18 protein-coding genes are annotated in these 15,565 nt (G+C 67.0%); 6 read left to right on the top strand and 12 right to left on the bottom strand.

The window, feature by feature from the left end; genetic code table 11:
* The first annotated feature begins 542 nt into the window (after positions 1–542).
* Positions 543–785 (top strand): alpha/beta hydrolase, encoded by a 243-nt coding sequence (locus tag OG716_RS03015; RefSeq protein WP_405136163.1) that lies wholly within the window; start codon positions 543–545, stop codon positions 783–785.
* A 5-nt stretch (positions 786–790) separates the two neighbouring features.
* Here the strand turns inward: OG716_RS03015 and OG716_RS03010 are convergent, their stop codons facing one another.
* The 12 genes from OG716_RS03010 to OG716_RS02955 all read right to left on the bottom strand — a co-directional run bounded on the left by OG716_RS03010 (position 791) and on the right by OG716_RS02955 (position 11,210).
* Entirely contained in the window at positions 791–1,615 is an 825-nt protein-coding gene (locus tag OG716_RS03010) for an alpha/beta fold hydrolase (protein ID WP_405136162.1), read from the bottom strand.
* A 15-nt stretch (positions 1,616–1,630) separates the two neighbouring features.
* Positions 1,631–2,839 carry a cytochrome P450 gene (locus OG716_RS03005; protein WP_405136161.1) on the bottom strand — a complete coding sequence of 403 codons (1,209 nt, stop codon included), beginning with the start codon at positions 2,837–2,839 and terminating at the stop codon, positions 1,631–1,633.
* Positions 2,840–2,841: 2 nt separating this feature from the next.
* The gene (locus OG716_RS03000; protein WP_405136160.1) at positions 2,842–3,282 is read right to left on the bottom strand and encodes a PaaI family thioesterase; all 441 of its coding nucleotides are present in this window, start codon (positions 3,280–3,282) and stop codon (positions 2,842–2,844) included.
* 2 nt (positions 3,283–3,284) lie between these two features.
* Positions 3,285–5,000, bottom strand: a complete 1,716-nt coding sequence (locus OG716_RS02995; protein WP_405136159.1) for a fatty acyl-AMP ligase — start codon at positions 4,998–5,000, stop codon at positions 3,285–3,287.
* Positions 5,001–5,009: 9 nt separating this feature from the next.
* Positions 5,010–5,750: a thioesterase II family protein gene (locus tag OG716_RS02990; protein ID WP_405136158.1), complete on the bottom strand. Its 741-nt coding sequence runs from the start codon at positions 5,748–5,750 to the stop codon at positions 5,010–5,012.
* Positions 5,747–6,988 carry a cytochrome P450 gene (locus OG716_RS02985; protein WP_405136157.1) on the bottom strand — a complete coding sequence of 414 codons (1,242 nt, stop codon included), beginning with the start codon at positions 6,986–6,988 and terminating at the stop codon, positions 5,747–5,749. The genes OG716_RS02990 and OG716_RS02985 overlap by 4 nt, the downstream gene beginning before the upstream one ends.
* Positions 6,985–7,884: a class I SAM-dependent methyltransferase gene (locus tag OG716_RS02980; protein WP_405136156.1), complete on the bottom strand. Its 900-nt coding sequence runs from the start codon at positions 7,882–7,884 to the stop codon at positions 6,985–6,987. The genes OG716_RS02985 and OG716_RS02980 overlap by 4 nt, the downstream gene beginning before the upstream one ends.
* Before the next feature lie 2 nt (positions 7,885–7,886).
* On the bottom strand, positions 7,887–8,144 hold the full coding sequence (locus tag OG716_RS02975) for an acyl carrier protein (protein ID WP_355126157.1): 258 nt from the start codon (positions 8,142–8,144) through the stop codon (positions 7,887–7,889).
* 42 nt (positions 8,145–8,186) lie between these two features.
* Positions 8,187–9,122 (bottom strand): acyl-CoA desaturase, encoded by a 936-nt coding sequence (locus OG716_RS02970; protein ID WP_405136155.1) that lies wholly within the window; start codon positions 9,120–9,122, stop codon positions 8,187–8,189.
* A gap of 636 nt (positions 9,123–9,758) precedes the next feature.
* On the bottom strand, positions 9,759–10,370 hold the full coding sequence (locus OG716_RS02965; RefSeq protein WP_405136154.1) for a class I SAM-dependent methyltransferase: 612 nt from the start codon (positions 10,368–10,370) through the stop codon (positions 9,759–9,761).
* A gap of 115 nt (positions 10,371–10,485) precedes the next feature.
* Positions 10,486–10,821 carry a winged helix-turn-helix transcriptional regulator gene (locus OG716_RS02960; protein WP_405136153.1) on the bottom strand — a complete coding sequence of 112 codons (336 nt, stop codon included), beginning with the start codon at positions 10,819–10,821 and terminating at the stop codon, positions 10,486–10,488.
* Positions 10,818–11,210, bottom strand: a complete 393-nt coding sequence (locus tag OG716_RS02955) for a nuclear transport factor 2 family protein (RefSeq protein WP_405136152.1) — start codon at positions 11,208–11,210, stop codon at positions 10,818–10,820. Before OG716_RS02955 ends, OG716_RS02960 begins: the two co-directional genes overlap by 4 nt.
* Positions 11,211–11,483: 273 nt before the next feature.
* Between OG716_RS02955 and OG716_RS02950 the strand changes: the two genes are divergently transcribed.
* From OG716_RS02950 to OG716_RS02930, 5 genes are all read left to right on the top strand, one after another.
* Positions 11,484–11,873 (top strand): hypothetical protein, encoded by a 390-nt coding sequence (locus tag OG716_RS02950; protein ID WP_405136151.1) that lies wholly within the window; start codon positions 11,484–11,486, stop codon positions 11,871–11,873.
* Between the two features lie 18 nt (positions 11,874–11,891).
* On the top strand, positions 11,892–12,803 hold the full coding sequence (locus OG716_RS02945) for an SGNH/GDSL hydrolase family protein (protein WP_405136150.1): 912 nt from the start codon (positions 11,892–11,894) through the stop codon (positions 12,801–12,803).
* 89 nt (positions 12,804–12,892) lie between these two features.
* Positions 12,893–13,288 carry a hypothetical protein gene (locus tag OG716_RS02940; protein ID WP_405136149.1) on the top strand — a complete coding sequence of 132 codons (396 nt, stop codon included), beginning with the start codon at positions 12,893–12,895 and terminating at the stop codon, positions 13,286–13,288.
* Positions 13,289–13,306: 18 nt separating this feature from the next.
* Complete coding sequence (locus OG716_RS02935; RefSeq protein WP_405136148.1) at positions 13,307–14,212, top strand: SGNH/GDSL hydrolase family protein; 906 nt, start codon at positions 13,307–13,309, stop codon at positions 14,210–14,212.
* Positions 14,209–15,528: an acyltransferase family protein gene (locus tag OG716_RS02930; protein ID WP_405136147.1), complete on the top strand. Its 1,320-nt coding sequence runs from the start codon at positions 14,209–14,211 to the stop codon at positions 15,526–15,528. The genes OG716_RS02935 and OG716_RS02930 overlap by 4 nt, the downstream gene beginning before the upstream one ends.
* The last annotated feature ends 37 nt before the right edge of the window (positions 15,529–15,565 follow it).

Genomic DNA, 15,565 nt, shown 5'->3' with positions numbered 1-15,565 from the left:
ACGATCCGCTGACACACGCGATCTCCTATGACATTCGTTGGTGATTAATACCTAGACGGGGTATTGCCCGGAGGAGGGTATCAACGGCGCATGTCAGCGCTGTCACCCGTCACCGAGAAGTGCACGGATATCCCCGTCCCTGACTACCAGGGTAGCCTCCGCCCGCGCGGCGGCGGACAGCGCCCGACCGTCGGCGCGGCGCGGGCGCCTCCACCCCCGGGCGGAGGGCGGGTGGGAATGGGACTCGCCGCACCGGCCTCCGGGTGGTTCCGAGGGCGTATTCCCCTGGTGCACCGTGAGATACATGATGCGGATCGGGACCGGCGTTCGGGGCGCGGTCTACGTCGGCCTGTTCCCGGATCACGCCGATCGAGTGCAGCTCAATAGCGTGGACCCGCCGGGCGGAGTGCGCGACGGTATCGAAAACAAGGGACTCGCAGTCGATCAGGCCGTCCCCTGGTTCGCACGGTGGGCGGCCGCGGAATCTGCCGGCGGCGGCGCTGTCCGGACTGCCTGTGGCGCGGGTGTTCCCGGACAATTTCGTGAGCAGTCAAAATGCGGTGCTCTGCGGTGATACCGCCTGGCCTGCCGATCCGGCGCAGTACGACCCGTCCACCGCCTATGCCGGAGCACAGACCATGCGCGCCGCCCTCGGTTCACGGTCGGCCTTGATCACCGTCGAGGGCGTCGGTCACGGGGTGCCCATCACGGGTGACTGTGTGGGGCGCACTGTCGAGAACCACTTTCTCAGCGGTGCGCTGCCGCCCGACACGCACTGCGGCTGATGCGGTCACCTGGCCGCTACGGCGGCCAGGAATTCCTCGAGCACCGCGGTGACGGCGGCGGGCTGTTCGAGAGTGCTTGTGTGGCCGCAGTCTTCGATAATGTGCAGCCGGGCATCCGGAATGCGGTCGACGATCTGGCGGGCGCGCAGCGGCGGAGTCGCCCGGTCGTCGGCGCCGACCACCACCAGGGTGGGATGGGCGATGGCCGAGAGCTCGTGTTCCACCGATGTGCGATCGGCCACGGCAAGCACGGCTTTGCCGATGGCCGCACGATCACGGCGGCGCAGGCGGGCGGACCAATCCCGGATGATCGGCCCGCTCTGCGGCGCACTGCGGAAGACCGAGCCGAACATATGCGGTTCGACCTGGCCCTGGATCGCCCGGAATCCGACCAGGCGCAAGGCCATGGCGAGGCGCTTGTACTCACCGATCTTGGCTGGATCCTCTTGACCCGCACTGGTATCCAGCAGGATCAGCGAGCGCAGCAGTTCGGGGTGGCGGGCGGCCAGACGCTGGCCGACGAAGCCGCCCATGGACAGGCCCACCCAGTGCACCGGGGCGACCGCGAGCAGACCGATCAGGCCCACGGCATCCGCAGTGAGGGTATCCATATCGTAATCGCCTGCGGTGGGCGGTGTTTCGCCCTGACCGCGCCAGTCGATGGTGATGCACCGGTACCGGCCGCGCAGCACCTGGATCTGCGGTTCGAACATCCAGCCGCCGAACAGCAGCCCGTGCCCGAAGACCAGGGTCTGGGCATCCGGATGTTCGGGCGGAATCCCGGTGTCGGAGTAAGCGATCGGGACGCCGTCGAGATGGACGATCGGCATGGGCAGACTCCTCGGCTATACCGTGACTATCAGTTGCGCGGGACCGCGCACATTGATGCGGCCGTTCCACCGCACTTCCTCGACAAGCGCCTGGGGGAAGCGCCGCACGAAGGCAGCGAGGGTGGCACTGCCCTCCAGCCGGACCAGTGCCGCACCCAGGCAGTGGTGGGCGCCGGCGCCGAATGAACCGTGCTGCGCCGCATTCGGGCGATTGATACGCAGTTCGTCCGCGTCGTCGCCCCAGAATTCGGCATCCCGATTCGCGGCGGCAATACAGGCGAGCACCCAGCTGCCGGAGGGGATTTCGATATCGCCGACGATCAGCGGCTCGACCGTGATGCGGCGCATGAGGTGGACCGGGGAGTCGTAGCGCAGCAGCTCGTCCACCGCGTTCACCGCGAGGGCGGGCTCGGAGCGCAGCAGCGCGGCCTGCCCGGGATGGTTGAGCAGGGCGAGCAGGCCACCGGACAGGTGGTTGACGGTCGTCTCGTGCCCGGCCACGTAAAGCAGCATGACCTGGGCGATCAGCTCGTCCTCGGTCAGTGCGTCACCGTCGTGCTCGGCGCTGATCAGCGCGGTCAGCAGGTCGTCGCCGGGGTGCGTACGCTTCCACTGGACGAACTCGCCGATCATGGCGCGCAATTCTTCGCTGGCGGCCCGGATGCGCGTCTGCAGGTCGGGATCGGCGAGCGGTTCGAGCGAGAGCACCATGAGCGCGGTCAGTTCGCGCACCCGGGTGCTCTCCACCACCGGAATGCCGAGCATCTCCGAGATGATTGCGAAGGGCAGCGGAAAGGCCAGTTCGGCAACGATATCGGCGCTGCCCGCCTCCGCAATGCGGTCCAGCGCGGCCTCCACGTAGGCCACGATGCTCGGCTGCCGGTCCGCCACCGCGCGGCGGGTGAACGCCTTGGCCATCAGGCGGCGCAGACGGGTGTGATCGGGCGGGTCCTGATCGAGGATGGATTGTCCGCGCATGATCCGGTTCGCCTTGCCGAGTGTGGCGCTGTCGCTCTTCCACGCGGGCAGCCGGGTCAGATTGGCCTCGTCGACCGAATGCGAAGAACGCTGTAGCGCAGCCACATCCGCATGCCTGGACAGGATCCAGAAGCCGAGTGGATGCTCGTGCACCGGAGCTTCGGCGCGCAGCCGGGCATAGTCCGGATAGGGGTCCTCCGCGAAGGCCGGCGCGAACAGGTCGAAGGCGAAGGGCGCGGCGCTCACGGCTACCCCAGCTTTACATTGCGCATGGTGACCAGGGCGGTGGCACAGAGGATTTCGCCCTCGTCCTCGACCGAGTAGACGTCCGCGGCCGCGGAGGTGATGAGGGCGCCGGGCTTGAGCACCCGGCCGCGGGCCACGATCCGCTTGCCCTTGGCGGGGGCGAGGATCTTCACCGTGTAGTCGATGGTCATATTCACCCAGCCCGGCTGCAGCAGGGTGCCCGCGGCGGATCCCGCGGCGAAGTCGGCGAGCGAACCGAGCACGCCGCCCTGGAAATAGCCGTTGTGCTGGGTGAGTTCCACCCGGAACGGCTGCACGATCTCGACCTCGCCCGCGGCCACGCGGCCGAACTCGAAACCGAGATGCCGGGCCGCGGGCATGCTGAGCACAGCGCCCTCGACTGCCTGCGCGAAATGCGGATTCGGTGCCTGCCAGCTCGACATGCTCAGCTCCTCGGTGCGTCGGTGAGTGCTTCGATCTGCGGGGTCCACAGCTCGAATTCCTTGGCCAGATAGCGTTTCCGGGCGGCGGACCGCATGATCTTGCCGCTGCTGGTGCGCTGCACCTCATCCGGCGCGGTCAGCACCAGATCGGCGAGTGCGAGTTCGTGTTCACGCAGGACGGCGGCCTTGATGTCGGCGGCGACATCGGCGGGATCGGCGTCGGCGGTGCGCCGGATCTCCTGGATCACCACCAGCTTTTCGCCCTCCGGTCCGTCGATCGCGAATGCCGCGCCTGCACCGGCTCGCAACGCCGGATGGGCGGCCTGCACGGTCTGCTCGATGTCCTGGGGGTAGTAGTTGCGGCCGCGAATGATGACCAGATCCTTGGATCTGCCGACGACGTACAGCTCACCATCGAGCAGCAGGCCCAGATCACCTGTGCGCAAGTACTTTCCGCCGGCGCGGAAGGTCAGTTCGGTGACGGTCTCGTTCCGCCAGTACCCCTGCGCCACATGGCCGCCCGCGACCCAGATCTCACCCACCCGATCCGGCGGACACTGCTCGCCGGACTCGGGGTCGATGACGCGCACGTCTTCGCCCGGCAGCACGTGCCCCGAGCCGACCAGGGTCTTGGTCCGTGCTCCGGTGGCGGCGACGTACCGGCGCTCGCCCAGCGCCTCGACGTCCACCTCGAGCAGTCGCCGGCCGCGGCCCGGTGCGCCGCCGCTGACGAGCAGTGTGGCCTCGGCCAGCCCGTAGCACGGGTACCACGCGCCGGTGCTGAACCCGTGCGGCGCAAAGGTTTCCTCGAAGCGCCGCAGGGTGTCCGGCCGGATCGGCTCGGCGCCGTTGAACGCGACCTTCCAGCTGCTCAGGTCCAGTTCCGGAACCGGTCCGGCGGCGGCTCGCCCGACACACGCCTCGAAGGCGAAGTTGGGGCCACCGCTGGTGTGCGCGCGATACCGGGTGATAGTGGACAGCCAGAGCAGCGGTCGGCGGATGAAGGTGGCCGGTGACATCACAATGCTGGTCGCGCCGACGTAAAGCGGTTGCAGCACATTGCCGATCAGGCCCTGATCGTGGAAGAACGGCGCCCAGCCGACCACGGTGGAATCGCGATCGTGGCCGAAGCCCCGGCGGATCATCTCCTCATTGGCCATCAGATTCCCGTGGGTGACCATGACGCCCTTGGGTGCTGCCGTCGAACCCGAGGTGTACTGCAGGAAGGCCACGTCGTCGAGGGCTGCGGCGAACGGTTCGAATCCCGGTGCGGCTGCAGGCATCCCGTCGACCGCGAGCCAGTGGGTCGCGGCGCACAGCGGCTCCAGCGCGGCCCGCAGCGGTGCCAGGAAGAGTTCCAGGCTCAGCACCGCGGTCGGTGCGCAGTCCTGCACGACGGATCGGGTACCGTCCTGAATCCGATTGCGGCGTGGCGGATTCAGCGGTACCGCGATGACACCCGCATAGAGGCAGCCGAAATAGGCGACGATGAATTCCAGACACTGCGGAAAGACCAGCAGCGCACGATCGCCCGGTGCGCAGCGTGTGGCGAGCTCCTGCGCCACACCCAGCGCGGCGGCATGCAATTGACCGTACGTGAGTGCGGCGGTCTCCTCCCCCGTGTCGTCGAGGAAGATGTAGGCCGTGCGGTCCGGCTCGGCGGCGGCGCGCTCGCGCAGGATATCGGGAAGCACTGTGGGCGGCGGCATCTGCGGCATCTCGGTTCCTTACTGCACGGCCTCGGCCATGCGCGCCGCTATGGCGGCGCGGTGCCGGTGGTGGAAGAGGTGGTCGCCCGGGAATTCGTGCAGCGTGAACGGGCCGTCGGTGAGCTGCTGCCACGCGGCGGCCTCGGCGATGTCGAGCATCGGGTCCTCGGTGCCGTGGAAGACGGTGATCGGGCAGGTCAGCCGCGGCTGCGCGTGGTGGATGTACTCCTCGGACAGTTCGAGATCAGCCCTGGTGAGCGGGAGGGCGTAGCGCAGGAAGGCCGAGCTGCGACCGGCCTCGCCCCACGCGTTCATACCGGCGAGGGCGGCGGCGAACTCCGCCTCCGGCAGATCGTGGATGGGTGGGCGACTGGCGCGCAATTGCGGTGCGCGGCGGCCGGATACGAACAGGTGCACGACCGGTGTTCCGGCGGCGGCCAGCGCGCGGGCCAGTTCGTAGGCGACCAGCGCGCCCATGCTGTGGCCGTACACGGCCAGCGGCTCCCGCTCGAAAACGGTGAGCTGGGACAGCAATCCGGCGACCGCCTCGGGTACGCGGCGCAGGGCCGGTTCGCGGGCCGCATCCTCCCGGCCCGGCAATTGGACGCGGATCGGTGAGATCTCCGCCGGGAACAACTCCAGCCACCGAGTGAACGACGAGGCTCCCGCACCGGCGTGCGGCAGGCAGATCAGTCGCACGGCCGCGATATCGGCGCTGTAGCGCAGCCAGCTCCGAGTACCCGGCTCGACATGGGTCATGCCGCACTCCGAATCGCCACGGGCAGGCTCTGCAAACCTCGGACGATGAAACTGTGCTCCTGCCAGTCGAATTCATCGGTGAGCTGCTCGAGTTCGACCGCGCCCAGGTACGCGAAGGCGACCTCGGCCACCAGTTCGGCCAGTTGCCCGCCGAGACAACCGTGCATTCCGTGCCCGAAGGCGAGATGGCCGGACGCATCGCGGGTGAGGTCGAATTCGTCCGGCCGCTCGAAGATTTCAGGATCGCGGTTGGCCGCGCCCAGGCACACCAGCACCTGATCGCCCGTGCGGATGATCCGGTCGCCGATCTCGACATCGCGGGTCGCCAGGCGTTTGGTCAGTTGCAGCGGACTGTCGTAGCGGAGTGCCTCCACCACAACGGATTTCACCGCATCGGGCGTACTCCGAAGCTTCGCTGCCTGCGCCGGATACCGCAATAGCGCCAGGGTCCCATTGCCGATCAGCGATTTTGTGGTCTCATTGCCCGCCACAAAACACATGAGGCAGACGAAAACCAGTTCCTCACCGCTCAATACATCACCGCCGGTGGTACGCGCGGCGAGCAATCGGCTGATCAGATCGGAGCCCGGCTGTCTGCGGCGCCGCACCAGCACCTCGTCCAGCGCGGCCGCGAACTCCTCGACCACTTCACGCACCCGCGCGAAATCAGCGGGCTTCATCAATCCCGGTTCCAGCAGGAATCGAATGTCGTGCGTCCACGGTCCTACTCGCGCACGCAGCTCCTCCGGCAGCGCCATCCATTCGCACAGCACCGAAATGGGCAGCGGGGCAGCAAAATCAGCGATCACATCCAGGCCACCGGCGGCGCGGGCCGAGGCCATCAGGCGGCTGGCGATAGCGGTCGCCACCGGGCGCAGCTCGGCCACCGCCGCCGCCGTGAACACCCGGTTCACCAGCCCACGCAGCCGCGCGTGATCCGGATTGTCGGTGAATACCAGCGACTTCCGGCCCAGCCGCTCGATGCGGGCCACGTCGCCCTGCCCGAGGCGTTCAGCCTGCGCAGTGACCAGCTGCGGGATCAGTCCGGCGCTGAAGGAGCGGTCGAGCAGCACGGTCTTCACATCGGCATGCCGGGTCAGCACCCACATGCCGAGGGTCTTGTGCACCGGCGTGTTCGCGCGCAGCTCACGGTACATCGGGTAGGGGTCACGCCGGAATTCGGCGCTGAACGGGTTGAACCGGACGCGGCGGGCCGGATCGGAGGCCGCCACCGTCATGCGACCCGATCTCCCCGGGCGGCGAAGTATCCGCTCCGATACGGACGCAGCACCAGCCGGTACAGCGTGATCTTGCCCATCCGAAACCCCATGGCGGACAGCTTGAGATAGCGCTCGTAGCGGGCTACCGCCTCGGCGCCGACCAGTTCGGTGGCCGCCGGTCGCTCGGCCTTGAGCCGGCGTGCCCATTCCGCACAGGTCCAGGCATAGTCCAGGCGGCCGTTGCTGATCGCGCAGACTTCGAACAGGCCGTCCGCCGCGGCCGTGATCTCACTCAGGGTCGGCAGTTCGGCATCGGGGAAGATTTCCTGCTTCATGAAGATATTCGCCTGTGCGGCATTCATATTCGCGTAGGCGATGGTCTGCAGCGAGAGTGCGCCGTCCGGAGTGAGCCACTCCCGGCAACGCGAGAAGAACTCCCGATAGACGCGGATCTTCTCCTCGGCGGAATCGTCGGGCCGGGCGAAGTGCTCGAACGCGCCGATGGAGATGATCCCGTCGAACTTCCCCTCGGGCCGGTAGTGCAGCCAGTCCTCGACCCGTACATCGACGCCGGAGTACTGCTGGGCCCGAACGTATTCCGCCTGCTCCGCACTGAGAGTGAGGCCGACCGACCGGGCCACGCCGTGCCGCCCGGAGAGCCGCCGCAGCACCGCACCCCAGCCGCAGCCGATATCGAGCACCGCGCGGGCACTGCCGGCGTCGATGGCATTCAGGTGATGGGCCAGCTTGTTTTCCTGCGCGAGTTCCAGTGTGTCATAGGCTGTTTCGCGCAGTGCGCACGAGTAGCTCAGCGAACGATCCAGCCAGAGCCGATAGAACTCGTTGCCGATATCGTAGTGGTGGCGGATCGCGGCGGCCGCGGCATCGGTTCGCCCGGCATCGATCGTGACCATGCTCAGGCCACGTTTCTCGAGGTCTGCTCGTGCAGGTGGTTCGCCACCGCATCGAGCGTCGGGTTCTCGTACAGGTCCTCCGGTGACAGGTCGACGCCGTAGCGCTCCTCGACCTCGATCAGCAGCGCCACGGCGAGCGCCGAATCGATGCCGAGACGGTCGAAGTCGGTGGCCGGGTCGATCGAGGCGGCGGGCACCTCCAGCAGATTCGCCAGGTACTCCTGGCACCAGCCGACGATCGCTTCTTTACTCGTATCCACTGTGAGCCTCTCTCGGGCAATGCTTTTCAGGTCGGTGTGTGCTCAGGCAACACGTTTGGCGGCCATGCGCGCCGTGGTCGGCACCTTCAGATCCCAGGCGAGGCCGGTCGCGGCAAGCGTTCTGATGAGCCAGTAGCCGGGGTCGAGCCGGTACCAGTCCAACCCGAACGAGGGCGAATCCGGGAAAGCGTGGTGATTGTTGTGCCACGACTCCCCCAGCGTCACCAGGGCGAACACGCCGCCGTTGTGGCTGTTCTCCCGGGACTCGTACGGGCGGGTGCCGAACATGTGCAGGAATGAATTGATCGCCCACACAATGTGTTCCAGCAGGAATATGCGGACGAAGCCGCCCCAGAGCAGCCCGCTCACGGCGCCGGTCCAGCTCATGGTGACCAGCCCGCCGATGACCGTCGGAATCAGCAGCCCCAGCGCCACCCAGTAGTAGTACAGCCGGGCCACCCGCACCAGCTTGCGATCTTTGATCAGATCCGGTGCGTAGTGCACGATATTCGGGTATTCGTGGCGGCGCATCCACAGGAAGTGCGAATGTGCCAGTCCGCGTACCGCACCGGTGAAGCCGCCGCCGGAAAGGTTGGGCGAGTGCGGATCTCCCTCGCGGTCACTGAATTCGTGATGCCGCCGGTGCAGCGCGACCCACGACACCACACCGCCCTGTCCGGCCATCGAACCCAGGATCGCCAGCAGTGCGGCGACCCACGGCGCGGCCTTGAAGGTTCGGTGGGTGAAGAGCCGGTGATACCCGACCGTCACACCCAGGCCGGTGACCAGCCACATGGCGAACAACAGCGCGAATTCGACGACACCGAACGGGCGAACCGCCAGGAAGGCGAAGGCCGCCACGGTGCCGATGATAGGAAGCACATCGAACAGGAGAAAATGCCGGCGTTGCAATCGGTGGATATACGGATTGCTGATCGTCTTCCTGCGCGGCGTGGGATTCTCGTCAACCTCAGTCATCGCACCCGTCCAAACCCTGATGAGTACCGGCTACCAGCCGACGAACCGAACGTAACAGCGGGCCGGGCCGCGCTACCCGGTCGCGCAATGCTGTCGATCGCAGCATCGGAATCGTTGATCGACGGGCTGGATGCAATGCTGCCGGGCCGATTTTCGGCGCACTGTCGTATTCGCGGCCGCCCGTTCGTGTAGAGGGTGCAGCCCGGTGGCGTGCCGGGCACTTCCGAAGGAGCGAACATGGGCAAGATCGTCGCGGTTGTCAGCGTCACCCTGGACGGCGTCATGCAGTCGCCGGGGCGGGCCCGATGAGGACACGCGGAACGGATTCACGCACGGTGGGTGGGCGCTGCCGTATGCCGATCCGCAGCAGGGGCGGGCCGTGGCCGCGCACTGGGCCACACACAGCGGGGCACTGCTCTTCGGCCGGCGGACCTATCAGGACTTCTACGGGGTGTGGCCGGGGCGGACCGAAAGCAATTGCCAGATGTCAGCTTCCATGGTGGCAGTTCTACGAATCGGACAATTCACATACGCCACACAACACACCGCGCACATGGCAGCGGCAGGCGGACTCAGCGCGCAGCCGCCGGACCTCGGTGGCGAGATCGGCGACGGCCAGGCGCGCGATTCCTGCGGTTACCGGTGCGAGAACACCGCCACCAGAAAGTCGGACTCGTCGGTGAACGGTCGCAGATCCCACGTCGACAGCTGCAAATCCACTGCGAGCCCGGCATTCTCGGCGTCGGCCAGAAAATCCGGGAACTCGTATCCACGATCGGCGCCGAATCCGGTGACCAACCGGCCGGTGGGTGCGAGATGGCGGGCGAACCCGGCCAGCACCGCCTGCCGGGTGGACGGCGCCAGAAATGCCATCACATTCCCCGCGCACACGATGGCATCGAAGCCGGCCTCGATCCCACTGCCCGGCAGGTCCAATTCGGCGAGGTCGCCGACGATCCACTGCGGACCCGGATAGTCCTGCTCCGCCGCGGCGATCAATACGGGATCGACATCGACCCCGACTACGACGTGCCCGACTCCGTGCAGATACCCACCCACACGTCCCGGACCGCACCCCGCATCCAGGACCCGACTGCCGCGGTCGAGCATCGCATCGACCAGCCGCGCCTCCCCGGCGATATCCCGGCCCTCGGCCGCCAGTGCCCGGAACCGCTCGACGTACCACGTCGAATGCGCGGGATCGGCAGCAGTGAGCTCCTCCCACTGACTGGGGATACGTCCGCTCATCGCTCACTCCTCACTCGGCCCGCCCGCGGTCCACTGTGCCACCGCCCTGCCGATGCCGAGCGCGCGGATCGATCGTGGGACGGGTTCGGCTGCCCAACAGTCGGCCCTGGAGCGTTCAATTCAGCTGCCGCTCCCAGTCGGCGGCCCACTCCGTCAGTGGTTCCAGTCGGCGGACGAGACTGCGGCCCGTTGCGGTCAGTGTGTAGCCGGTGGCGTGTTCGACAATGCGCGCCTCGGTGAGTTCGTGCAGTCTGCGGGTCAGCACGCTCGAGGAGATGTCGCCGCATGCGGTGCGCAATTCGCGGAAGGTCAGTGGACCCGGGGCCCGCTCCAGCTCCCAGATCACCCGGAGTACCCAGCGCCGGCCGATCAGGTCGAACAGGGCCACGATCGGCCGACCGGTCGTGGATCCGCGAATTGGGCGACCGGGGCGCGGGGTACTTGCCGTCATGGTTGCACCGATTCCGGCGGTGGGGGTGAAATCTCCAGTCGCCGCGCCATTTCCGCGATCGCCGCCCGCAGGGCTCGATAGGGTCGCAGAAACAGCGTCACGTGGGACAGGCTGCCGGTCTCGGACAGTTCCTCCCGCAGCACTCCCTGTAGCTCCTGATCGGCGAAGCGGGCAGTGAACGCGTACAGCGCCTGCCGATCGTCACCCCACTGATGTGTCTGGTCAACGGTTTCGAGCACATTCGCGATCACACCCAGCAGATGTGCCGCGCGTTCGCGCCCGCGATAGTCGGCAACCGGACTCGAGAAGATCGCGTCCTCCGCGAGCAGGGCCGGCAGCGGTCCGATATCTCCGGACTGCCAGACGGAGAGGATAAGACTGTTGGTCATGCCTCTATTTTAGAGGCAGAACCCGATCGGAGGCCAGGCCCTTGCCGTCAGTTCGGATCAGGGGCGATCCCCTGTTCCATCCCCACCACGCGGCCGAATAGTCCCGATTCGCCACGGGCACCCGTTGTGAATTGATAGCCTGGCCGCTCAGAGCGCCTGTCCGCGATTCCAGGACAGGCAGTTTTGCCGATTCGGGTCGAATCCGGGGAGTCCTTTTGTACACTCCCCGCTGAAGTGAACAGATGGCACTTCAATTTCTGATTCGAGGTACCGATGAAATCTGTTACACCGAAAGCGTTCGCGCTACGTGCCGCAATGGCCGTAATCGGCGGATCACTGCTGCTCGCGGGAGTGACGGCGTGCGGCAGCGATAAGGCCCCCGACGGGTCGCCGAGCACCGCCACCAGCGCGGTGGTCACGCCCGCCGCCGCCCCGATCAGCACGGTCGCACCCGCGCCGACCACCGAGGCGCCGGCTCCGACCACCGAAGCACCCGCACCGCAGCCAGCGGCCGCCGAACCTGCCGCACCGGAACCGGCCGCACCCCAGCCCGTCGTGACCGAACCGGCCGCGCCGAAGCCCGCACCGCAGATTCAGCAGCCGCAGAAGCCCGCGCCGCCGACCTTGGATGCGCCCGGGTTCGAACCGCGCGCAGGCTACTGAAAAGGCAAGGGAAATCAGTTGTTCGGCAATAGTGGACGGTGGCTGTGTGCCGCCGCGGTAGCGCTCTCGGCATCGGTGACGGGAGCGGGGGTTGCGGGGGCGGATTCCGTCCCCGAGGGGAAAGCCCTTGTGGTACTGGGTGATTCGTTCACCGCGAACGCGTGGGACTTCACCGACCCCGATAACAGCTGCCTGCGCCACGGCAAGACGGCGTGGCCGGCGCAGCTGGGCACCCTGATGGGCGTGTACGGCACCGACGCGATGGTCGATCCGTCCTGCCCGGGTGCGTCGATCGACAGCGGGCCGGGCTGGACGCTGGGTGTGGAAACCGCGAAGGCGGACAAGGTGGGCGCGTTCGGACCGCGCACCAAGCTCGTGGCACTGCAATTCGGCCTCAACGATCACTGGGGCCGGTCCACGCAGACACTGTGGAAGTCGTTGCAGGGCTGCGTATTCAACCTCGTCGACGGCTGCGGGCCGGAGGCTGCCGCACAGGGCCGGATCACCGACTACAACGGAGTGTCGGGCGCGCTGTTCGCCGACCGCATGCGCAATGCGATCACCTACATTCACTACTACGCACCGAACGCGCACATCGTGCTGGTCGGGTATCCGGAGCTGTTCCAGCCGGGAACCGATACTGTCTGCCTCAATTTCCTCGGCGTGGCACCGTTCATTCAGCCGCGCGGCGGCGCGGTGGTCGCCTACTTCGATCGAATCCAGCAGGCGCAGCAGCAGGCCGCGCAGCTGCTGAATATCGACTTCCTCGATGCCCGCGCCCTGACCACCGGGCACGGACTCTGCACGGATCAACCGTGGCTGAACGGTGTGATGGACCCGCGCACCGATATCGACGGCCTGTTCTTCCACCCGTCCAGCAAGGGCGACGCCGTGGTCGCGAACGCGATCTACGACAGATTCGGACACTGACCCGAATCCGGGCTCATCGACCCGAAAGTCTCTTGTACACTCCCGCTGAAGTGAAATTCTTACACTTCAGTTCTTGATTCGAGGATCTCATGAAGTTTCGTACCCCAGGTGCATTCGCCGTACGTTTCGCAGCAGCGGCGATCGGAGGGGTGTTGCTGATCGGCGGGGTGTCGGCCTGCGGCAGCGATAAAGCATCCAGCGGATCGAGCGATACGCCGACCAGCGCCGTCGTGGCACCGGTGAGCAGTGCGATCGTGCCCCCGAGCGGTGCGGCAGCGCCGGTGACCAGCACTGACGCACCGCCGCCGAGCACGACGGACGCACCCGCTCCGCAGCCCGTGGCCCCGCAGCCCGTGGCTCCCGAGCCCCAGGCCCCGGCGGTCCAGCCGGCCGCGCCGAAGCCCGCGCCGCAGACCCAGCAGCAGCCCAAGGCGGCGCCGCCGACCTTGGACGCGCCCGGTTTCGAACCGCGCGCAGGCTACTGAGGAATCCGGAGAATTCTCGTGTCGGGAAACAGTGGACGGTGGCTGTGCGCCGCGGTGGTCGCGGTCGCGGCCGTCACAGCAGGCGCCGGAGGATCGGGCGCGCAGTCCGCTCCCGAGGGTAAAAAGCTTGTGATCCTTGGTGATTCGTTCACCGCGAACGCCTTGGACTTCTCCTCCGATCACAAGTGCTTGCGCGGCGATACGGCCTGGCCCACGCAATTGAGCACGCTGATGGGCCTGCGAGACGGCGATCAGGTGGCCAACTCGTCCTGTGCGGGCGCGTCGATCGACAACGCTCCGGGGTACACGCTCACCGTCGAGGCGCGCGACGCCGACAAGGTGGGCGCGTTCGGACCGGATACCAAACTGGTGACGCTGCAGTTCGGCCTCAACGACCGCTGGGGCGGCTCCGCGCAAAACCTGTGGGACGCCATGCAGCAGTGCGTATTCGACCTGGCCGACGGCTGTGGCACCGACGCCGTGGATCAGGGCCGGATGCCCGACTCCCAGCTGATTTCGGGCACCGCGTACGCGGACCGCATTCGCGGTGTCGTGACCTACATCCGGTACTACGCACCCAATGCGCGCATTGTGCTGGTCGGGTACCCGGAGCTGTTCAACGCGGACCAGAACACCGTATGCCTGGACTTCTTCGGCGTCGTCCCGTTCACGCAGCCGCGCGGCCGCACGGTCGTCGAATACTTCAACAGGCTCGACCAGGCGCAGCGCGACGCCGCCGCGGAGCTGAAGCTGGACTACCTCGACGCCCGCGCGCTGACCGCCGGGCACGGGCTCTGCTCGCCGCAACCATGGGTGAACGGCGTTTTCGATCCGACGATCAAGCTCGACGGACTGCCGTTCCACCCCTCCCCCGAGGGTGACTCCGTGGTCGCGAACGCGCTCTACGAAAGGTACGCACGATGACTCGCCCACCGGAGGTCCTGTCCACGCGGCCCGCTGCGGCGGCCGTCATCGTACCGCCGCCCGCGGCGCCTGTCGTGCGACCGGATTCGGCGGCGCTCATCGCGGAGCGGGCGGATCGGGAACGGCCCCCGCTGCCCTCGCTGACCGGATCCCGGTGGTGGGCGGCATTCGCGGTATTCGTCTTGCACGCCTTGGTATTTCTGCCGGTGTACCCGTTCCAGAAGTCCGAGCTGTTCCGGCATATCCACGAGTGGGTGCCGATGCAGTTGGGCGCGGCGGGAGTCACGTTCTTCTTCGTGCTCTCCGGTTTCATCATCTACTGGTCGTTCCGGCCGGGCATGACAGCGCGTGCGTTCTATCGGCGACGGGTGCTGAAGATCTATCCGATGCACCTGCTGGCCGCGGCGGCGTTCATCGTGGTGGCGAGCGTGCCGCTCTCGCGCCTGATCGTCTGGGTGCCGAACCTGCTGCTGGTGCACACCTGGGTGCCGAAATGGACCACGGTGGGCGGGCTGAATGTGCCGTCGTGGTCGCTGGCATCGGAAGTTCTCTTCTACCTGAGCTTTCCGATCCTGCTGCCATTGATCCGGCGGATCCCGACCCGGCGACTGTGGCCGGCTCTCGGGCTGCTCATGCTCGCGATCGTCGCCCTGCACACCTCGTACTTCCTGTGGACCGACGGGCCGAAGGGAATTGCGAATGCCTTTGCGCCCCGGCTGGTTCCGGGAGATACCTCGCCGTACTACGAGCTGCACGCCTCCCCCGCCTGGTTCGTACAGCCGGATATCCCGGTCTCGCCGTCCTACTGGCTCAGCTACAACTTCCCGCCGTCGCGACTGCCGGAGTTCTTCCTCGGCGTCCTGGCGGCCCGCCTGGTCCTCGAAGGGCGTTGGCGCAACACCAGTCTCACGCTTCCGCTCGTGACGCTGGTCGCCGCTTACGCGGCCACCTGGGTGGTTCCGGTGAACTACAAGATGTCGGTCCTGCTGCTGCCTCCGATGACCGCGGTCATCGCCACCATGGCCGTGCGGGATCTGCACGGCATCCGCAGCCTCAATTCCCATCCCCGCATGGTCTGGCTGGGCAATGTCTCCTTCGCCTTCTACCTGATCCAATTCCCGGTCATGGTCGTGATCACCCGATACCTCATCGGCGGAAAGGAATTCGGCATCCTCGGCTGGGCCGGCTTCACCCTGCTGTGCCTGGTGGTCGCGACCATCATCGCCGCAGGGCTGTACCACTGGGTTGACACCCCGATCATGCGCCGCTTCGCCCGGTCGAGGAAGGCTGCCAAACGGAGGTCCGTGCCGGCCTGAGGACTAGCATTTACTCACTGCCGCACCGCATCTGGAG

The organism is Nocardia sp. NBC_01388 (assembly GCF_045040085.1).
Lineage (GTDB): Bacteria > Actinomycetota > Actinomycetes > Mycobacteriales > Mycobacteriaceae > Nocardia.
This window is presented reverse-complemented; position numbering and strand designations above follow the sequence as displayed.